We start from the raw sequence: 19,881 nt of genomic DNA, 5'->3' as shown, positions 1-19,881 counted from the left end.
CCATTCTGTACCGGAACCCAAAAATCCGGAAGGCGAACTAGGACCAGAGTGCGAACTTAGCCCGGACGCCGACCAAAAGAAGGGGTCGTTCAACGACACAAAACCAGATTTCACCACGAAACACGAACGGCCCTTGACATCATCGAGAGTCCATAATATTTGTGTTTTCTTTCTGGGCGCCCTTTTTTGATTCTTGCGTTATTAATGAGTGTAAGAATCAAGGCGAATGCAAGAAAGAATGGAAGCAATATTTGTGGATAACGATCAAAGGTGGCGAAAAAGCTTGCAATCATCACGAGGGTGACAAGAATGATGGTAATTTTAGGGGTTTCCGTATTCCAAAAATTGCATTATGAACAACCAATAATTTGCACGCCTCCGGTCATTCAACCTTGAAAGTGAGCGAAAAACAACAATTACGACGCTGTTATGACATAGTTCACTGGATGGGCTTTTCAGTGCTATTCGTACCGTCTTGTCCGCTCGCCAATGTCGGTGGGGTAGGACCTTCCTGCCCATTTGGCGCCCTACGGTCTATTATGATAAACGCAACCAGATTGGCGATGGCGTAACCGAAAAGCAATACAATCAATACAATTTTTACTGCGAATGATAGAGGCGTCGACCCGGGCAAGAAGCAGGCACCAAGCCCGGCAATCGAACAAGTAATTGTTTCAATTACAGATGGAAAACGTAGCTTTATCAAATTTCACCTCCTTGTCTTTCGTAGGTGTATTAATGACTGTCTTTCATCATAGGCCGAAACATGAGAGAAATGTTATGAAACCATTACCAAGAAACCCCAAACTGGCGGCTCCTCCTGTAAGGAACAAGGAAATCCCCATACCGGTTACACCGAGTTTGCAGCTGAGTAAGACTTGGGTTGCAGGCGGTCCGTACCAGCCGCAAGCAGGTGTGTCTTTGTTGAAGGAATAGCAGACATCGAGTCCCAGCGGGTCGGTATTGTTGACCGGATTGGACCCAGCGTAGAGGTAGCGGTTGTTTTCTTGTCCACTGGGATCGACCTGGGTGAAGCGGCCGCGGAAGGGGTTGTAGTAGCGTGCACCGAACTTGATACGGCTACTGGCGGTGTCGTTGTACCCGCCGGCGTAGGTCCAGGGATTCACTGCTGATTGGGTTCCGCTGCTGGTGGTCACGCCCCAGGAGTCGCAGCTGTAGGTGGCTGCTGCGGCCTGGGCGGAGTCTGTGAGCAGTGTGATCGAGCCGAGGGCGTCGGTGGTGTAGTAGAAACTCGCTCCGGTGCTGGTGCGCATACTGATGAGAGTACCGCCGGGGTCACGGATAAAGGAAGTAGTTACCCCTGCCGTTGCTTGGCGGGTGAGGCCTAGGGAGCCGTTGAGGAACGCGGTGCCGCCGGCGGTGAGGCGTTCATCGTTACGCGGCCCGGTGTAGCTGTACGCGGTGGTGGTTGCCCCGTTGGTGTTGGAGGTGAATTGATCAAAGACGTTATAGGTCTGGGTCGTTGCCCCTGCCAGGGTGGTGTTCCCGTTCGCGTCGTAACTATAAGGGACTGCCCCGGTGGGTGGTGCGGTGCAGGCGGCTGCGCTGGGTCCGGCCCAGCAGAGCTGGTCGGCGGCGTTGAAGGCGGAGTACACGTTCGCGGTGCCGGTTTTGGTGTCCAGTGTGCGGTTGCCGTTTTTGTCATACGCCCAGGTTTCGGTGCTGGCCCCGGTGATCGCGGAGGTCAGCCGGTTCACCGGGTCATAGGAGTAGGTGGTGACGGCCCCGGTGTCGGTGGTCATAGTTTTACGCAGGGCCCCGTCCTTGGTCCCGTTCACCGTGTACGTGTACGAACGCTTGGTCAGGATGGTGGAGCTGGTGTTGGTGGCGGTGATCGAGGCGGTTCTGCCGGGCCCGTCGTAGACGGTGGTGTTTTTGACCCCGTTAGGGTATTTCGTCACGGTGCGGCGGTCGGCGTTGTCGTAGTCAAAGCCGGTGCACTTGGTGCTGTTCGGAAAAGCCGGTGTTGCCGGGCATGATCCGCCGGGCTCGGCCAGGGTGATGCCCCGGTTCGCCGCGTCGTAGCCGTAGTTCACGTCCCGGTCGGGTCAATGAAGGAGAGCACGTTCGAGGCGCCGTCGTAGCTGACGGTGGTCGTGACTCCACCAATGGTTTTCGTGGTGGGCCTGTTTTGCGCGTCGTAACCGTAAGTGCTGAAGCCGGTGTCGTCTTCGCGGCTGGTGAGGTTCCCTCGGGTGTCGTAGAGATAGGACACGCAGTGGGTGGCGCAGTTGATGCCTTTATCGATTTGCACGAGCCGGTCGTTGTCGTCGTAGTCGTAATGGGTGATCTGCCCTTTGCCGTCGGTGGAGGTGATGAGCCGGGACGCGTCGTCATAGACGTTGGTGACGGCCCCGAGCGGGGCAGGAGCGGTGATCGTGGTCGGCATGCCCAGCGCCCCATAACTGTAAGAGGTGATGTTGCCATTGCCATCGGTGGACTTGCACACCTGGCCCTTCTTCGCCCCACAGGTGGTTCCGGCCGCATCGCCTTGGTAGTTCAGCTTCGGTGTTCCTCCGGCGCCTCCGCCGGTGCCGGGGGTGGTGGTCTGGTATTTGTTATTGGTGTTCGCGTCGTAGCTGTACCCGGTGCTCTGATTCTCACTACTGACAGAAGCAGTGGGTTGGTAGTTCGAGAGCGGATTCCCCGTTGTCGAGGGGTAGCTGAAGGTGGTCTCCGCCCCCGCGGTCCCGCCGGCGGGGTTGGTGATCTTGGTCAGGGAGTTGTTCGCGTTGTACGCGTAGGTGGTGGTGTTGCCAAGCCCGTTAAGGGACGTCAGCCGGTTGTCGTGGCCGTCGAAGGTACCCTGACCGGTGTGACCGAGCGGGTCGGTGACCTTCGTGACCTGGTTGGAGGCGTTGTATTCGTAGCTGGTGACGGCGGCGTTCGGGTCAGTGCCCGTGGTGAGTGTCCCAGAGGGGTAGCTGTAGGAGTAGACACTTTGCACCGGCTTGCCCGTGGCGTAGGTGGCTTGGGTGAGTTTCTTGGACGTTCCGTTATAGGCCAGGGTCGTGACAGTGCCGGCGTCATCGGTGATGGTCGTGATGCGGTTGCTGGGGGAGCCGTAGCCGAAGGACATTTCTGCTCCGGTGGCGTCGGTGATCTTTGACATCGCCCCGCTGGGCCCGTCGTATTCCAGTGAGATGGTCCTGGACAGGGCGTCATCGTGGATGGCTGAGGGCTGCTCGGCATTGTTCGGATCCGCATAGGTGAAGGTGACGGGCCTGCCGCCGATGCTGTCATTGATCGTGGTCAGCAGTCCGGCACCGTTATAGGTGTAGGTGATCTTATTCGGTGTCGTAGCGTTCTGATCGTCCTCGGACACCAGCCGGAAGACGGAACCAACTTTCTGGTACTGATTGCTGTAGCCGGTGTCATTGAACCTTATGGTCACGGCCGTGGTGGTGAAGTTCGTAATAGACGCGTTCAGCCCAGGCGGCATGGACCAGGCACCGGCACCGGTGGATACGAATGTGTAGGTACCCCCATCCGGGGCCGTGAAAATTACCGAATTATCCGTACCGACGGTGATCGAGCCCTCGGCCCCACCGACAGATAGGGTGGGACGGGTGTCATTGAGCGAGTTGTACCTCCACCCAATCCCCAGGTCATGCCCGGCTCCCTTGACGTGCAGGAGCTGCCCTGTCAGGACGACATTGCCGTTCGTGGGGTTGAACGAGATGGCGGTCATATCGGTCAGATGTCGGGTGACCATCGCCGCCGCGCCCCGGTTTCCGGACTTGATCCCGTCCGGCCCCGTTGCCGGTGGCAACACCATCGGTGCAAAGCCCCGGAACGGCAACGCCCGGATTGCCGCAGGAGCAGGTACCTGTTTTTGTACGGGTTTAGTCGTTTTGAGTGCACCAGGTGGGTGGGTTGTCGCCGGTGCTGTGGTCGCCTGTGCGGGCACACTCAACCCCGTGAGAACCACGGAGGAAAGGACAAGAGCAGAGAAAAGAGACCGAACAGCACTCACGCTGTACCCCCAATAATGGTGTGCTCGCCAGTGAGCACGTTAGCGCCCCCAGCGAGCACAAGCTGAGTATGCGCCCCACCTCGCTAGGAAGACAATAGATACAGCGAAAATGAGGAGACAAGCTCATGAAAAGGTGGTCGCGAATCTTCGTCCAGAAATACCCTACTGGCTAACGAATATGAGGTCCGGAGTCTCGCTCAGGGGTGTTCCACTTCCTTGGTAGTGGGACCCTATGCGGGAAGTAAAGGATGGAGGCTGGGGTCCCGTCGTTCACATTGGTCAAGGTATAGCCTGTCATTTCAGCTCGATAGATTGATTGCTTGCCGATCTAGATCCATTACGGGTTACATGACTCACACTTGTCGAATGGACATTGTTCTGAAAAGTGAAGTCCCAAAATGGGAAGGGGAGTGGCAATGCGAACAACGTACTCTGCTTCAGTAACTGTCCGAATACTGTGTGCCGTTGCAGTACTGCTGGCAACTTTGGGGGCATTCTATGGCAGCGGGGTGCTGGGTGGGACGCCCATTGCCGAGGCTGCAGGTGGTCGCCTCGGCGCGGACTCAACGTTGCTGGCGCCGGGAACCGGAGCCTTTTCCATCTGGAGCTTCATCTACACAGCTTTGTTGGTCTACGCTGCATGGCAGGTGAGTGCGAAAGCTGGTGAAAGTCGGGCCCAGCGAAAGATGCGTCCGTGGGCGGCCGCTTCTGCCGTCCTTAACGCGCTTTGGATTGGCACTGTTCAGCTCGGATGGCTTGGTCTCAGTGTCCTTGTGATTTTACTTCTCCTGGCCGTGCTGGTCAGGATCTTTCTGCTACTGATCCCAGTAGCGGAATCTGCGGTGGAGCGGTGGATTACCGCCGTGGCTTTTGGCCCGTACTTGGGGTGGGTCAGTGTTGCGACGGTGGCAAACATCGCTGCCTGGCTATCCTCGTTTGGCTTGGGCGAGGGGGCAGCATGGACAATCCCGCTTGCGATACTTCTGCTGGTGGTTGCGGCACTTATAGGTGCCGGCACGGTCCACTTCTCCGGTGGCCGCATATCTGCCGCCTTGGCTATGGCGTGGGGTATCGCATGGATCGGCGTGGGCCGCAGCGACGGTGGTCTGGAATCGGCCCCAGTGGCAATTGCGGCTTTTTGCGCCGCCGGCCTGCTGGTTGTTTACGCCGTTCTGGCCGCCCTGCAGCGGCGGGTCAGGTTCAACCGCGGAGCGGAGAATACCGCGTGAGCATCATCGCCGTGACCGGAGCAAGCGGGTATATCGATGGTCGGCTTGTCCCGCTCTTGCTGGACCAAGACCATGATGTGAGGTTCCTGACCCGGCGGCGAGATGCGTTGCGCGATGTCCCTTGGAGTAAGAAGGTCCGCGTTCTCGTGGGCGAATGGGACAGGTCAGAGAGTCAATGAAACCGGGGGCAGACCCGTCTGTCAGTGATGTGAGTCACGGGCCAGACCGTCGCTGCTAATGACTGCTCCTTTGGAGTGTTTTTACTAAGGTGTTCTCTGCTGGTGCTTGCTATTTTGGGTCGCTTTCTGACGGGCCCGGTTGGACGATGGATGAGTTTCCTGAAGTATTCGAGGGTGGGGGAGCGGGGTTGAATAGGGCGATAGGCAAAATGATGTTCTCGCAGCCCGGATCTACTGGCAGGCTCGTGCGGGCCGTGATTCTCATCTGACCGCTATCGAGTTGCTCCATGAAGAGATCCACTCGTGTCGCTTTCGGGTCTGCTGGTACTGCCCCCTCCTCAGAGGACCACTCAAGGGCCTCGCAACCATGCACCACCATTCTGTTCTCACCGTTCTGGTCGTCCTTGGTCACGGCTATGGGGGCGAAAGGGACTGGGCCAGGCAAGATCATTGACCGCTTGTTTTGTTGCATGTATCGAGTCGTGTGGCTCGCCAGTCGGCTACGCAGATGAACCCCTGTTGTCTGTTCCAATTCCGGCAACTTGAAATCTCGGGTGTTCTGAGCGACAGCTTGGGCTTCCAAGGACTGGCGGACAGCCTGGACCCACGGGTTTTCTTCCAACGGACTTACCGGCACGCCATCTTGCCACTCAACAGCAGGGTAAGGCGGTGCAGGGCTTTTCTCGACCCAGCAACCCGTAACGCCCCCAGCTAGAAGGAACGCTGCGGCTGCAGCTGTCATGGAACGCCGTCGACTAGATGGACGCATAGTGATGCTCACGAATGATCCCCCTAAGAAACCAGTTCAACTCCGGTACGCCTCATCCTAGAACCAGATCAACCCACACCACGATGGGTACTACAACCCAGGACTGCCTGGACAGTCAGACAGTGCAGGGATACTTGCTCCGAGCCGTCGGAGGAATTCCGTTGAATTCCTCCGACACGTCACCATCCCGCCGTGGCGGCCTTCCTCAGTGGCATGAGTGCTACTGGGAGTTTGAGGGAAACCGGATGGGTTGTCGTGCCCATCGTGGCCCGTGCCCGTGCCCGTGGCAGATAGTGTTAAAGCTGCTCGAAACTGCAAAAACCTTTCTTGGGGGAAACCTATGCGCGTCACAGTCCTGCCACGACGACGTCAGCGTTTTCTACGAGCGACCGCGGTGTTGGTGCTCGCTGTGGTTACAGTAGGTGGCCTTGCCGGATGCCGGGTGGAGAAGCGGCCGGCACCGCCCTACCCGGCCGTTGAGTGGCAGGGCCCTGCGCCGACGGGGAAATTTGAATCCGATCCTTGGGTGCAGGCAACACGAAAATACCTTGAGGCTGAGGCCGTGGCCCGTAACATCAACGACTTCACCCTGCCCGAGCTGGTCCAAACAGCGGGAAGGGACGTGCGTAGCCGTGCCGCGCGACCGGCCATCGAGGACGTCAAACAAAAGCGCCGCCCCGACATTCTTCCCGGGCCTACACCGTTCTTACCCCTTTCTGTAGAAACCAGCTTTTGGGGAGACCCGAATCTGGCCGCAGTGAGAGGTTGCACGGTAGGTAACTGGGCGTCGGAAACCGGAGAAGTACCTGCCGAATTCAAGGCCTATGAACGCGAGTACAGACTCGAACGCTTACCCGGAGGAACGATACGAGTCGTCGGGACCGCAGGGGTCTCAAGCCAAAAATGCTCCGACGCCACCGTGCCTACTGCCCTGTTCGTGCCAGCTCCAGAACCTTCAGATGTCACCAACCGCGAAGACATTGTGATAGCCGAACATGACGACCTCGACCCTCAATAGAAAACCACTCCCGCAGAGAGTTGTCGCCCGGAGAGCATCCACAAGAACGGCCGTCGCGCTCATTCTGATCTGCACTGCTCTACTCTCTGGGTGTTCTTTGGCTGGCGATCGTAGCGCACCTCACCGCAGTACTGCAGCAGCCGAGGCTGACCTCGCCGAAATACCCGGCGTTACGGCGCGCATAGGCCGGGCGTACAACGGGACAACACCGTTCCTTTCCGTGAACGTGGAACTCACCGCTGCCTTCACCGGAGATGAATCCGCATTTCTGGACCATCTCTTAGCGCAAGTCTGGTCCCAGGACGAGCATTCGCCACAAAAATTTGTCACGCTAGGCGTCACCGGCACTGGCCACACACAAGCAACAACCTCAGCAGCCCTTAACCGCCTTGGCATCAGCTCTTCGGAATACGCCAGCTCCTCACTCCTACTAAAAGTAGCCGACCTCACGACCCGGTACGGCGACTGGCCCGGCCCGGTCCCACCTAGCACCCCTTCGCCACGGTGAACAGGCCACGTCCTCGCTGCGGTGATTATGGCAGTTTGATTGGGTACCGCTTTCCCCGTTTGTTTGGGGCCCGCCTTGTGGCCCGCCCACGCTAAATACCAACAAAACATCGACGCCTAAGAAGGGACCTAGGCATAATAAGTTTTATGCAGAGTGGCCATCGGCCAGGTAAGAGTTTCAGGGGGCTTGAATCCGCCCTCATTGACGCCGATATAGTCGGAACCGCCACCCTGTCGCACAACACTTCTTATGGCCGGATAAATTGGGGTTCCTCTGGACCTGTTCAAGCGCCAGGTAGCAGCGTGGGCAACGCCCATAATTGGGGATTCAGTTCCTACTCACCCCTGTTTAGAATACCGACCGAATAGAGGCGCAACCCATAGCTAAAAATGGTGCGGGGCGGGCAAGGAGTGCATATGAAAGCACTTTCCTTACCCGCCCCATAAGGTGCGTTGCTGTGACCGTCTCAAGCTGTCGACGATCACCTACTGCTGGTGTTGCTGATGTTGCTGTGGTCGTCTCAAGCTGTCGAAGACCGCTTACTGCTGGTACTGCTGTTGTTACTGGTGTTGCTGTATCCGTCTCCTACTGCTTGACGGCCAGGTACTACGGGTACTGCCATTACTCGTGTTGCTGTGGTCGTCTCAAGCTGTCCGACGACCATGCCTTCCGGGTCCTGCCGTGTCCGTCTCCTACTGCTTGACGGTCCGGTACTACTGGTGCTGCGGCGGTCGTCTCAAGCTCTTCCGACGACCACGCCTTCCGGGTCCTGCCGTGGTCGTCTCAAGCTGTCGACAACCACGTACTGCTGGTGTTGCGTGAGTCCGTCTCCTACTGCTTGACGGCCACGTTCACTGCAACGGTGCTTCCCCTCAACAAGCAAATACAACTACTTTGAGCGGGGGAACTTCCGTTCTCTTTTTCTTACGAGAAAAAATATAACCACTCTCTGAAATCCCGTCAAATCGCCTTCGGACGGACTGAGTTTCGTCGCCTTTTGCGGTGGCTCGGGATGTTGTGCAGCTTGTTGTGTGTGTCTCTGCTCTGCTGTGGTGTCAGTCGGTCAGAGAACCCTGCATCGAGGTTGCCTGGTTGTGGCCAGCGCGTTTGATGGCGCGGCAGCCCATTCCACCGTGTAACGGGCCATCAAACGCGCAGACACTCCGACATAACCCATTAGCACGAATTTCCTACCGATCCTCCGAAGCCCCCAGTTCTGAAGAATTACGGTTTGCGCAGAGGACTGTTCATCAGAACGCCGTACCGCGTAGTGCACTTCTGGAATTTCTATGTCGAAAGTCGTCTGCACAGCCCCTGAATTCCGTGGGAGCGTGTGCAGAGGAGTACTGAAAATGACAGTGTTTTCACAGCCGGCAGTGTCTCACTGGGGGGTGTCCCGGTTCCTTGGAACTGGGACACTCCGGCGGCGCGGACAGTCAGGCTTAGTGCTGCCTCCCTCCCAAGACCCCTCTATGGGCAGGGTAAGTAGCCGAATAATCAATTGACCGGCATCAAAAGATTCATTCAAATACTTGAAACGTGTAGTGAAATTCATATTATTTTTGGGCACAATAAAAGCCCAATCAAATGGGGAAGTTTAGCCCATTTGATTAAGTACCGATACTCGAAAAATTGCAATTGATGGACGTTTTCAAATAGGTGCAGTTAGACGCGTCGATGCCAAAATGCGTTAACTTACTTAACGATCCGGAGACGACCATCTTGATGTTTTTCGAGGTACAACTCTCTGCTACGATATTTCTGGCGGTTAACTTGATCTTCGGCTAAAACATTTAGAACTGACTAAAAGGACAACATGAAAAATTTGGGGAAGCACCTACTAGCGTTACCGTTGGTAGTTGCCATGCTATTTACTTTTGGAATTGCTTCAGCTTCAGCAGCTGCGCCCGACGTGGCGCCTGCGGCTCAGACTGTGAGCCTTCCGTCTTCTGCGAATGGGGAACTCACGCCAGCACAGGTTGCCCAAGCCCTACTGGAGCTAAAAGCATCTTCACTGCCAAGGGTTTCTGAGACGGTTGGTTCAACTGTTCAAACGCGTTTTCAGCTCACTGCCGACTTTGGGATGACTTTTGTTGAACCAGCTGTCGGAGTCATAGCTCCCCGTATTGGGGGAGGCTTTGATGGTGGCGGTCCCTACATTTTGCTCAACCAGTTTGACCAAGATGCAATTATCAGCGGCGCCGGGCTTGCTCTCGGAGCGGCGATTTGTGCTATTCCTGCTGTTGGCTGGGCCGCATGCACGGCTGTTGGTGTGATTATTGCCGCTGCTGTTATTTACTTGAGCTACAACGGTAAATGCAATAACAACAAGCAGCTCAAGGTCTATGTTTCAGGTCGAATTGCTGGTTGTGTCTAACAACTCAGAGGGGTGAGGATTTGGGGTCGGATAACTCCGGCCCCAAATCTTCGTCAATAAAAAGATCCTCAATCGTAGTGTTAAATACCCGGGCAAGACGGAACGCCAGCGGAAGACTGGGATTATATTTGCCACGTTCTAAGGCTATGACAGTCTGTCGAGAGACGGACAGCATCGTAGCTAGATATTGTTGCGACCACTTGGCCGCTTTTCGGGAGTCAGCTATGGTATTTTTCATCGACTGTCTCCGAAAGAAATGCAATCTTCGCTTTTTGGTATCGAATCCAAAAAGACAATATGATAAGTGCGATCGCGCCCAGTACCACCAATGTGGCAAGGAGCGAGTTCCCGAAGACTGCCACTACGGCAAGCGCCAGGACCAAAATGACCAAGGCATCGATATAAGCTTCGGACTGGGCTCTCACCGACATCTCCCTCTCGAAGCTCCCCTCCGTTTGCTCAAATGTTTGCTGCTGGCGCTTCTTCTTTATCGTTTGGATCGCCAGAAAAAGTCCAACAATCCAAACTGCCATTAGTACTCGAGCGAGCAATTCCCAAGGCGGCCCCGCAGTGTTCGCCCAAGCCAGAAGGGTGGCTAGTACCGCAGCGCCTATAACCAAGACTCCCGCAATCTGCTTCTTCATCTCTTTGTGGTGCCTCTTTCTCGTGCCGTACATCTAGTATGTAAACCAACCTTTACATTGTCTTCAGGGAATGTCAAGGTCACTTTACTCAACTGGCTACTTGTCAATGGGAACTATTTGCAGGTCCGACCGACGTTGGAGTGTCCGCCCCGGGGTGTTGGGCCCATTCCTCTTGTAGAGGTGAAGGGAGATTCGAATTCTTCCGCGCACACGATCTGGGGTCTTGGTGGTTTCTGTGGGGAGATACTTGTTGGACAGGGCGCGGGGCCGGGGTGCTGTTAGGCGGTCATGGAACCTTGCCCTGTGGTTGCCTGGTTGCCTGGTTGTTGCTGGCAAATGAGGTCCTAAGCTGATTGTCAGAGTGTCCTTGTAGTGTTTAGAACGAAGTGGCCAGCCGTCCCCCAAGAGGCTGGCCACTTCATTTTTTATGCCCTTAGTCAGGAGCCGGCTATCGGAGAAGTTCCCCATGGTCTGCAAGACAACCCAGCTAGCGCGGCAGTTCACGTGATGGGGTTCCACGTCCGGCCAACGATCTCTTACCGCCGGATACTGTTCCGTTGTTCGTAACGGGCAGAGCCGTGCACCTAGGCGCGAGCATTTCGCACGTCCTCGACCGATCGGGACCGCTTTGTTGATTTCTAGGCGTTAGTTCTACTCGTAGACTTGAGGTAGCGGGCAAAAGCCCGTCGCAGTGTTAAAGAACAAAAGACCCGAATTAGGCCTCGGGTCTTAGTTCTGAGCTCTGGGCTCATTTGGTGCGAAAACAGGAACAATACTCCTGCTGCTCACACCTCAAGAGTATTGTTCCCTGCCTAAGATTGCAAACATGCTGGCTTGTTTCCGGCATGTTTGCAATTAGCTGGCATCGCGCCTGTTCCTTCGGGAGGAGGTGCTGACATGTCTCCCAAGCGAAAGCGAGAGAAGCCATGGGGCGCCATGAACTTGGTGGTGAATCTCAGCCGATTGTTGGCTGAGCTGATCCGCATGTTCTGGCACTTGACCCGCTAGCGGGTCGCAGTGGCCGCAGAGGAATCTCTGTGGCCACTGTTGTTCCAACGGCAGCCGTTGAGACGCATCAGAGTTATTTGGGATCCGCGTAGTCATTGGTCATAAGGACGATTCCAGATCATGGTTGGTATCCAGCTTTTTCAAAACGTTGGGTCTCTGGGCTTCCCCTCTTGACTAGATGTCTAACCCGGCGGCATTGTCTTGCCCTGGCAACTGCAGGGTTGGATCAAACTGATCAGCATCGGTTTCCCTTGCGCTCCCTGCAACGATATTGGGGTGCAGTGTTTGGTCCAATAGATCGAGATAGCCTTGGTCTGCCAGGCGTTCTTTGAGGTCTTCTTCAGTGTTCCAAGGTTGGTCGATCATCTCGGGGATGGGAGCTGTGAGGTCGGGCAGCTGCTCCTTAAGGTGTTTGTAGTAGCGACTGAGTCGCCAGTCGCTTTTGGGTGGTGTCCTGCCCAAGATTGTGTCGCTGGGTGATTGCTCGGAGACTTCGGTCCAGATGGCGTCTAGACGTGCGACTTCGTACCGGTAGCCCAGAGGAATGGTTTCGTACTTTTTGCTCTCGCTGAGGGCTGTTTTGGTGAGGTAGTCGATGCGTGTGGTGATCCGTCTGTCCAGGTCATTCAGGATCTGCTGGTCGCTGCTGTTGGCTGCCGTGCTTTTTGGGAGCAGGGAATCTATCAGTTCAGCATCGGCAGACCCGTTGGCGGGGAGGGAACGGAGATGAGTCAGTAACTCTGGAGGGGGAAGTTCCGCCGTTTCAGATGTGAGCCCGTTATGGTCGGCTTGAGACCATGCGCTAATGAGTCGGGCCCATTCTGGTGCGCGTTGTATTTGGTGGAGAATGTCCTGTCCGCCATTGGCAGTCAACCAGGTGGTGAAGGATTCTGTGGCTATTGCGGTTGTGGCGTATTCATATTCACTGACCATGGTGGCCAAGTCGTTCGCTTTGCCTTCTTCGATAGCGAGCGTTTCATGGGCAGTGAGCGCAGCGTTTCTGTTGTTCAGGACTCCTTCGAGGATTTCTCGTCCTTGGGTGGGAACCATCTGGTGGAAGAGGTTCCATTCGTCGGGGCTGTGGAGTTCATCGTCGGGGGTGACGTCGATGTATGCATGGTTTCCTTCGCGGCCTCGTGTCATGGAGACGTAGAATAGCTCTCTGCTGAGGCCGTCTTTAACGAGGCAGTGGCCCGTGTCCACGGTGACTCCTTGGGCGCGGTGGGCTGTGACTGCGTATCCCAACTCAGTGTTGGCAGCGAGGTAGTCGGGGCCCAGCTGAATGGTTGCTCCTGTTTCCTCTCGAGTGGCGGCGATGGTTCCATCGAGGTTGATTTCTGTGATGACCAGGCGGCTGCCGTTTTTGATGAAGGCGCCGTTGGCATCCTTGAGTTTGCGGTCGTTTTGTCGGGCCAAGAGAACATCGCCGACGCCGGCTGTGGCGTTTCTGACGTCCACTGTCACATCGAGATTGATCCGGCCGAGGGCGGTTAGATCTGCTTGAGCTTGAAGGTTGAGTTCGCCCACTGATTCATTGTCAGCGGCAATGAGGATGCTGCTCTTTCCTGGTTCTCCGGTGGTGTCTGTCAGCCATGCTTTGTAGGCGGCACCGGCGGCGGTACCTTGTTCGCTGTAGTGGAGTCGTTGTTCTTCCTCGTAGTCATCGAGTACATCGATGATTCCTTCTCGGAGCTGGAGGGAGGCCTTCTTTTCCCAGTCTGCTTTGAAGCGAAAGACCTGGTTGAGGTGTGAGGCGTTGTGGTCGCGTTCCATCCATCCAAGGATTCCTCCGGCTTCCACGGATTCCAGTTGGGCTGGATCCCCGACGAGAAGAACCTTTGCTCCTGCACGGTCAGCCTGTGCGCCGAGTTCTGCCAGGGTCGTGGTTCCTGCCATGGATGCTTCATCGACAATGAGTAGTTGGCCCTGGCGAAGGGTGTATTTGGATTGTTCGGCCACACATTTGGCCACGGTCGCAGCGTGGGCTTGGCGTTTTCGTGTGAGCTGTCGGATCTTCTCTGCCTGGGCGGTACGTTGTGCTGGGGTTGAGGTGGCGCTTTGGGATCTTGCCGCCTTGATGCTGTTTTCCGTGGCAGTGATTGCGGCGGTGGCTTGAAAGTAGCGTTGGGTCCTGCGAGCTGCACCGTCCCCGACCGACTCATACAGCCACTTGGCTGTGTTGTCCGTAGCGATACCGACTTCTTCACCTAGCACTGCGGCCGCCACAGCTGAAGGGGCAAGGCCGACGATGGATCCGGGGGAGTGGTGGGCTTCCCACAGCTCCTTGATCCCGCGCATCGTGGTGGTCTTTCCTGTTCCGGCAGGACCAATGATTGCTGTGAGTGTTTGCTTGCTGGTCAGAACCTCCAGGGCAGCTCGCGCTTGGTCTGAACTGAGATGGTGGTTATCTCCGACGAGGACGTTACCCAATGCTTCTTGCACCTTGGACGGATCTGGGAGAGAGGGGCCGGCCTCGTTGGCGGCAAGGCCCATCAGGAATGCTTCATCATTCATCAGCTGCTTGCTGGCGAAGATTGCCGTTTCGGGGGAGTCGAAGATGGAATGGCCGCGGTTGGTCAGCACGGCATCAGCATCGTCCATGTACCGGGAAGCTCTTGGAGTGAGGGAGGCTGCCATGCCGGTTGCCGCCTCTACGATCTGATGAGTGATCTCGTTTCGTTCCGAAGCGCTGGCGCAACGGATAGTGGTCAGTAGCTTCTCTGTCGTGGCAATGAGATTGGCCTGATTGAAGGTTGCTCGTTTATGGGCAGTTTGGGCAAGGACGTGGCCGGCAATCTCCAGTACAGCTGAGTACGTGATTGCGCCGGACTCAAAGACAGTTGTTTCGTGGCCTATGGCTGCGGCCACAACCTGCTTCGGGTTGAGCCCGAGGGCCCGGGTGCGTTCGCGCCAGTTGGTCATCTTGACCGCCAAGGGTTGTGCATCACTGACTTTGGCAGTTCGTGTACTCAGCGTTGCTTGTTGCCGAAGACGGATGATCACCTCTGTTGGTGCTGGCCTTCCGTTAGAGTCTTCCCACTCTTTGAGGAGCCGGTTCTTTTCATTTTCTATGGCTCGTGACCTGGTGGAGAACTCTTCGATTAACTCGTTGGGGACGCCTGCCAGCTCGACTCGAATCTTTCCTGATTCCTCCACGGCATCGCTGACAGCAAGATTGCCCTCAGGGGAGGGGACGATGGTTGGTTCTTGTCCACGTTGTTCAGCCACGGCACCTGTTTCGCGGTAGACGGCATCGAAGAGTAAGTTGTTGTATTTTTCGCTGGTCGCCACGACGTACTTGTGCAGTGTGTAGGAATCTAAGGTTGCCCATTGGCCGTCTGAAACTCTTTGGACGCGGTTGGCAATCACTGCGTGGGTGTGGAGCTGGGGATCCCCTGCCCGTGAGTCCCAATGGTCAAAGGAACTGCCAATCAGGCCTGTGACTTCGACCTTCGCAACACCGCCGTGACCGGTCCTCGTCTGGATGACGTTCTCTTCCAACCAGGCCAATGATTCTGCCATGGCCTGGCGGTGAGCTGCCAAGAGCTTGGCCTGGACCTCTGGGGTGGAAATGGCCCACAGGACGGAGACGGATTTGGGGACTGAGAAGGTGATGTCGAACCCTGCCACGGCCTCACGGGTTTTCTTCACAGTCTGTCCGCTAGGGCTTTGTGCTCCTTCCGGTGCGGTCGTTGCCTTGATCTGCGATCGCCCTAGAAGTTCACCAGTGAGTGGGTCTTTGGAGTCCTGGAATAGTCGCTTGGCCTGAAACTTTTCTACTCTGTCGCCAGCGTTCAAAGAAAGTCCTGCAAGGCCTGCACCAAACCATTTTCCTGCAGGGTCTCCGCTATCTGTGTAATAGGCGGTTAAATCTCGGACTCCTTTTATTTGACCATCGCTATTTGAGATCGTTGAGAAGTAGTAGTCGATACTCATCTTAGAAATTGATGCCGTCATCGGTTAGGTCCTTTAGATGTTGTACTTGCGTTATTGTTTTTGGTCGTCCAGTTGGTCCACGTGTTGATAATTTCGGCTTCGTGATCGACCAGTGGCAGGCCTCGTTTGCGGCGGGCAAAGTCCCTTGCCAGGTCCTGCCAGTGGTTCAGGATCTTCCGCAGCTCCTTATCTTCGGCAAGCCGCGCCGGCGCCCGGCGCTTGAGTGCGGCGTTCGTTTTCTGCAGTCCCAGATACGCCGCACGTGCGTTGCCGAGTTGCTTCGTTAGTTCCGCGAAAAGCGCCGCATCGGCGGCGGGGTGTTCCGGCGCCGTCCTCAGCTGCACGTTGCGGGGCGCATCACTTTGCGCTGCGGCAGCACGCAGTTCTGCCGCAGCGGCACGCACCTGCGCCTCGGCGTCTTGCCTCAATGACGCCATCGCCATGGTTGTGGATCTGGCGGTGGCCACTGCATTGTCTCGGGACCGGCGCACTCTCCCTAACGCCGCGACAAGCCGTTTGTACTTGGCCAATTCGCGAAGGACAACCGTATGTTGTTCGGCTGAAACCATGGCGTCGCCAATGGGCTTGTCGTGGAGACGTCGTTGCCTAGCGATGGAGCTGCATGTTGTGTTGCAATACTGCCGATCGCTACGGCCCCCTTCGAGGGGGCCGTGGCACTTTCGGCAGAGCTTGGAAGCTCTTGGAAGTTCATTCATGCGAAGGACTTCGCTGGATGGACAAAATCTGTGTGTCGTAAAGCGTTAGCTATCTAACGCACTATGCACCGTGGTGCCAGACGTGTGTTCCTGTTTTGGTTCCTGAGCCGTCCTTGGCTCAGTGCAGGCCTCCGGTCTGCATATCTTGTGGCCCTGCCGCTCTTTGGCTGGGCTAGCTCCCGCCCCTGGGCGGGGTTATGTTCTGTTACCTGCCACTCACCCTCAGCCCCCTGGGCCCGGTGCCAAATCCCCCTCTCTTCGCCGGGTCCCGGCATCCACCTGTGTGCGGGAAAAGACCGTAGGAGAATCTTTTGCCGTGCACCTGTGGAAGCGGGGTAGTCCTCCTGTGGGCGGGAAAAGACCGGAGGAAAATCTTTTGCCGTCCACAGGGGCGCTGGGCGAAGAGAATGAGCATTAGCGGCGGCAGCGACCCAAACGCACGCCACGACGAAGGCGGAAGCAACGACAGCTGGCGAACAGAGACAGGGGCAGACGAGGGTGCTCGCGGTAGCGTCGTCTGCGGAAGCAGCGGCAGCGGCAGCGGCGCAAGCGCACGGCGGCGGAAGCGACGACGGTGGGCGAACAGCAACAAGGGCAGATGACGGTGCTCGCGGTAGCTACGCCAGCGCATGCGGCGTGCGACGATGCCGGTCCTAGCTGAAATCAGAATATTGATAAAGCCGACCGGTAGTCATGAATCGATTTAGAGAATATGTGACTGGAAATCCCAAAGAATTTATCTTCTGAAATTATGGGTGTTGTAGCCAGCGTTTGTAACTAATCTTTTCTCGGCCATACCAATAGAAAATGAGGGTGGGTCCCAATCCTGTTGGATTGGGACCCACCCTCATTTTCTATACTTCTGAATGGTACTTGCAGTTATGAAGCGTGCTTGGGCTTGCTGCGTCGTTTAGCGACCAGCATGGCCCCTGAACCCAGTGCGATTCCTCCGGCACCGAGGATTGCAATTGCTGTTCCGTCAGCCCCCGTATTGGCGAGCTGCTGGCCAGCCTGGGTCTGGGTGGTGTTGGCCACCGGAACGTAGGCGCCTTCCACCGGGTAGCTTCGCACAGGTACTTGCACCTGGTTCCCTGGTAACTGGATAGCCGGCTGCTGAGGAAGCTCGGGGCTGACGTTGGTGGGAACAGTCGGAACCACCACAGGAGCGACGCGAGGTGTAACTGGGGGAGTTACTGGAGGGTCAACCGGTGGAGTGACCGGAGGGTCCGTTGGATCAATGGGCGGATCCACCGGAGGAATCACTGGCGGGTCTGTGGGGTCAATAGGAGGATCGACGGGCGGGATAACAGGCGGGTCTGTTTCTTCCCCCTCAAGTGGTTCAGCGAGTGTGGAATCCTCAACAGATACCTCGGCTGTGATGGCTGCTTCGACAGCGGGAAGAGCATCTGTATCTGCCGACTTTTGAGCTGCTTCAAGCGCGGGTGCATTGGAGGCTTCTGGCAACTGCAGGGCGGAGACTTCGAAGGCCTGCTCGACTGGTTTTACTTCGGTGCCGGTGTCGGCGAGGGAGGCCGCGGCTGATCCCAACCCGATCAGGGGGATTGCGATGGCTACTCCTGCTGTCCGGTAGAGCTTGGGGAAGTTTCGAGTTTTTTGGAGTGTGTGTTTTCCCATGAGTGGGTCCTTTCGGTTGTTAGCTAACGGCTAGTTCTTCGGTGCCGCTGTCGGGTTGCGTGTGTCAGTGCGGGCATGAGAGTGAACGCTGCCACCGGAGACAGCGATGAGGTTCCCTTGGCTGTCTGTCCCTAGGGGAACGACGCCGCTGTTGATGGTGATGGGGTCTTTGCCTGGTTGAAGAAGGATTGATTCTTTGCCTTCCTTGGCCAGGAGGTACGGGCCGAAGATAGACATTGGTTGTTGATTCTCGGCTAAGGCAGTGATGGTCCCTTTGGTGTTGTCGATGAGGTGGCCAGAGAAGGTCATCAACACCGATGTGGCAGATGAGGTGAGCACTGCCTTTGGAGTGAGTTTCGGATCGGCGGCCGAGCTGGTGGTGAACTTTCCTGTGGTCAGGTTGTTCAGGGCTAAAAGGTTGTTGTCCCAAACGGTGAGAACGGTGGTTCCGTTGACGGATACGATTCGGGTGAGTTGGCTTGCCTTGGGCGGTGTTTCCAGAGTGACTTCAAGGGGATCCTTCCCCTCTGGTGCGGTTGTGATGAGCCTGTTGTTCGTTCCTGCCCACACCATCTGGTTCGTATCAGTGAGAGCGATAGGGACTGCTTGTGGATTTGGAGGGGTGTAGGCCTGAGTGTTAGCCACGGTAATCGCCACGGGGCTTGCCGAGCCATCGATGGGGGACATAAAAGGCCGGCCACTGCGAATGACGAGTTTTTGGTCCTTGGGAAGGGTGGTGGGTCGGAGTTCGTTTGACCCTTCTACCCAAAGCTGAAGCGTGCCTTCAGTTCCAGAGATGAATCCTGCTTTGCCGTCGATGATGACAGTGAGAGGAGATCCTTGGGCTTTGCCTGATGCAACTTTTGTAGCTTTGGTACCCATGGAGTAGATCGTGAGTATTCCTGCTTCATCGTGAACGGCAACGAACCGTCCGTCGTGAGAAAGCGCAGGTAGTGAGTCGCTCGTGACGGGCAAGGTCCAGAGAGGCGGTTGAGACCAGCCGGTAATGATGTCGGCCGAAGAGTTCGTTGTTGTCGCTGAGCCGGGAACTTGACCATTGTTCAAGATATTGCTGAGGGCAATGCCTCCCGTGCACAGCAGCCCGACCACTACCAATCCAGCGATGACACCTGCCCGGATCTTCCTGCGTCGGATTCCCTTCCGCGGCTCTGTTGCCGGGAGAGCTACCTCCTCCTGTGCTACTTCCAATTCTGTTTCAGTCTCAAGGGATGTTTCTGGGACGGGGACGGCTGTTGGGGGAGAGGTTGGTCGTTTGGGAATAGTGATTGCGGGGGCCAGCTCTTCCAGAGGGGCGACAACGAGTGCAACCTGGGGAAGTACGGCCACAGGTTCTATTGAACGAACCTCAGTAGGGAGTTCTCTCCGAGAAATCAAAGCAGCTACGGCGGCTTCAATATCTGTCCGGGGTGTAGCAATGAGCGACAGGGGTGTCCGCGCAACGTTAACGATGGTGAAGCAGACATCATGTTGAGTATCGGTGACTACCTGCTGTGCATAGCGAACTATCGCTTCCAGTCCGCGTATCGTCCGAGGCACCCCGGAATCAATTTCAACGACCCACTCAACAACCTCCAACTGCATGCCCACCGGAGATCCTGAGCTTGTTTGAACAACGCTGTCATGACCTTCTGCGTCCACGCTGATGAACATATCGAGCAGCGATGAGCGCGTTGATTGAGTCGAGTCCTTGAAGGCCACGGAAAAGGAACGGCGTTCTGAGGCTGCAGATTGGGCAACATCACGGATGGCATCCGTGTAGCTCTGGTACAACGCACCGACTTGAATACGCGGATCCGAAAGTCTTAATCGTGCGGACGCCTTGATGGTTCTACCTGGCATTTCAG

Annotated in this window: 13 protein-coding genes; 5 read left to right on the top strand and 8 right to left on the bottom strand. The window is 56.4% G+C overall.

From position 1 onward, the window contains the following. Nucleotides 1–752 precede the first annotated feature (752 nt). Nucleotides 753–2,057 carry an RHS repeat-associated core domain-containing protein gene (locus BLV41_RS22695; RefSeq protein ID WP_074713616.1) on the bottom strand — a complete coding sequence of 435 codons (1,305 nt, stop codon included), beginning with the start codon at nucleotides 2,055–2,057 and terminating at the stop codon, nucleotides 753–755. Continuing rightward, nucleotides 2,054–3,799: an RHS repeat domain-containing protein gene (locus BLV41_RS22690; RefSeq protein WP_074713614.1), complete on the bottom strand. Its 1,746-nt coding sequence runs from the start codon at nucleotides 3,797–3,799 to the stop codon at nucleotides 2,054–2,056. The genes BLV41_RS22695 and BLV41_RS22690 overlap by 4 nt, the downstream gene beginning before the upstream one ends. Nucleotides 3,800–4,413: 614 nt before the next feature. Here BLV41_RS22690 and BLV41_RS20330 point away from each other — a divergent pair. The 5 genes from BLV41_RS20330 (at nucleotide 4,414) to BLV41_RS20310 (ending at nucleotide 10,077) form a co-directional block, all read left to right on the top strand. Beyond that, a complete protein-coding gene (locus BLV41_RS20330; protein WP_074713613.1) occupies nucleotides 4,414–5,226 on the top strand; it encodes a tryptophan-rich sensory protein in 813 nt (270 codons plus the stop codon). Then, nucleotides 5,223–5,405 carry a hypothetical protein gene (locus BLV41_RS20325; protein ID WP_074713612.1) on the top strand — a complete coding sequence of 61 codons (183 nt, stop codon included), beginning with the start codon at nucleotides 5,223–5,225 and terminating at the stop codon, nucleotides 5,403–5,405. Before BLV41_RS20330 ends, BLV41_RS20325 begins: the two co-directional genes overlap by 4 nt. A 1,178-nt stretch (nucleotides 5,406–6,583) precedes the next feature. Then, on the top strand, nucleotides 6,584–7,192 hold the full coding sequence (locus tag BLV41_RS20315) for a hypothetical protein (RefSeq protein WP_244517053.1): 609 nt from the start codon (nucleotides 6,584–6,586) through the stop codon (nucleotides 7,190–7,192). 97 nt (nucleotides 7,193–7,289) lie between these two features. After that, the gene (locus BLV41_RS21845) at nucleotides 7,290–7,700 is read left to right on the top strand and encodes a hypothetical protein (RefSeq protein WP_139244523.1); all 411 of its coding nucleotides are present in this window, start codon (nucleotides 7,290–7,292) and stop codon (nucleotides 7,698–7,700) included. A 1,816-nt stretch (nucleotides 7,701–9,516) separates the two neighbouring features. Next, a complete protein-coding gene (locus BLV41_RS20310; RefSeq protein WP_139244522.1) occupies nucleotides 9,517–10,077 on the top strand; it encodes a hypothetical protein in 561 nt (186 codons plus the stop codon). Between the two features lie 4 nt (nucleotides 10,078–10,081). Here the strand turns inward: BLV41_RS20310 and BLV41_RS20305 are convergent, their stop codons facing one another. From BLV41_RS20305 to BLV41_RS20280, 6 genes are all read right to left on the bottom strand, one after another. Then, nucleotides 10,082–10,315 carry a helix-turn-helix transcriptional regulator gene (locus tag BLV41_RS20305; RefSeq protein ID WP_074713607.1) on the bottom strand — a complete coding sequence of 78 codons (234 nt, stop codon included), beginning with the start codon at nucleotides 10,313–10,315 and terminating at the stop codon, nucleotides 10,082–10,084. Then, nucleotides 10,296–10,721: a hypothetical protein gene (locus BLV41_RS20300; RefSeq protein ID WP_074713605.1), complete on the bottom strand. Its 426-nt coding sequence runs from the start codon at nucleotides 10,719–10,721 to the stop codon at nucleotides 10,296–10,298. The genes BLV41_RS20305 and BLV41_RS20300 overlap by 20 nt, the downstream gene beginning before the upstream one ends. Before the next feature lie 1,182 nt (nucleotides 10,722–11,903). Beyond that, nucleotides 11,904–15,665: a MobF family relaxase gene (mobF, locus tag BLV41_RS20295; protein ID WP_244517066.1), complete on the bottom strand. Its 3,762-nt coding sequence runs from the start codon at nucleotides 15,663–15,665 to the stop codon at nucleotides 11,904–11,906. A 17-nt stretch (nucleotides 15,666–15,682) separates the two neighbouring features. Further along, on the bottom strand, nucleotides 15,683–16,234 hold the full coding sequence (locus BLV41_RS22215) for a hypothetical protein (RefSeq protein WP_074713601.1): 552 nt from the start codon (nucleotides 16,232–16,234) through the stop codon (nucleotides 15,683–15,685). A 1,026-nt stretch (nucleotides 16,235–17,260) separates the two neighbouring features. Next, nucleotides 17,261–18,016, bottom strand: a complete 756-nt coding sequence (locus tag BLV41_RS22210; protein ID WP_074713600.1) for an LPXTG cell wall anchor domain-containing protein — start codon at nucleotides 18,014–18,016, stop codon at nucleotides 17,261–17,263. Between the two features lie 30 nt (nucleotides 18,017–18,046). Further along, complete coding sequence (locus BLV41_RS20280; protein ID WP_139244520.1) at nucleotides 18,047–19,876, bottom strand: hypothetical protein; 1,830 nt, start codon at nucleotides 19,874–19,876, stop codon at nucleotides 18,047–18,049. Nucleotides 19,877–19,881: the final 5 nt, after the last annotated feature.

The sequence above is a fragment of the Arthrobacter alpinus genome, from assembly GCF_900105965.1.
GTDB classification, from domain to species: Bacteria; Actinomycetota; Actinomycetes; order Actinomycetales; family Micrococcaceae; genus Specibacter; species Specibacter alpinus.
This window is presented reverse-complemented; position numbering and strand designations above follow the sequence as displayed.

What these genes read in the sequence shown, in the direction of transcription:
- BLV41_RS22690 (WP_074713614.1), bottom strand. Translation starts at nt 3,799, where the DNA reads ATGGTGTTGCCACCGGCAACGGGGCCGGACGGGATCAAGTCCGGAAAC.
- BLV41_RS20330 (WP_074713613.1), top strand. Translation starts at nt 4,414, where the DNA reads ATGCGAACAACGTACTCTGCTTCAGTAACTGTCCGAATACTGTGTGCC.
- BLV41_RS20310 (WP_139244522.1), top strand. Translation starts at nt 9,517, where the DNA reads ATGAAAAATTTGGGGAAGCACCTACTAGCGTTACCGTTGGTAGTTGCC.
- BLV41_RS20305 (WP_074713607.1), bottom strand. Translation starts at nt 10,315, where the DNA reads ATGAAAAATACCATAGCTGACTCCCGAAAAGCGGCCAAGTGGTCGCAA.
- BLV41_RS20300 (WP_074713605.1), bottom strand. Translation starts at nt 10,721, where the DNA reads ATGAAGAAGCAGATTGCGGGAGTCTTGGTTATAGGCGCTGCGGTACTA.
- mobF (WP_244517066.1), bottom strand. Translation starts at nt 15,665, where the DNA reads ATGAGTATCGACTACTACTTCTCAACGATCTCAAATAGCGATGGTCAA.
- BLV41_RS22215 (WP_074713601.1), bottom strand. Translation starts at nt 16,234, where the DNA reads ATGGTTTCAGCCGAACAACATACGGTTGTCCTTCGCGAATTGGCCAAG.
- BLV41_RS22210 (WP_074713600.1), bottom strand. Translation starts at nt 18,016, where the DNA reads ATGGGAAAACACACACTCCAAAAAACTCGAAACTTCCCCAAGCTCTAC.
- BLV41_RS20280 (WP_139244520.1), bottom strand. Translation starts at nt 19,876, where the DNA reads ATGCCAGGTAGAACCATCAAGGCGTCCGCACGATTAAGACTTTCGGAT.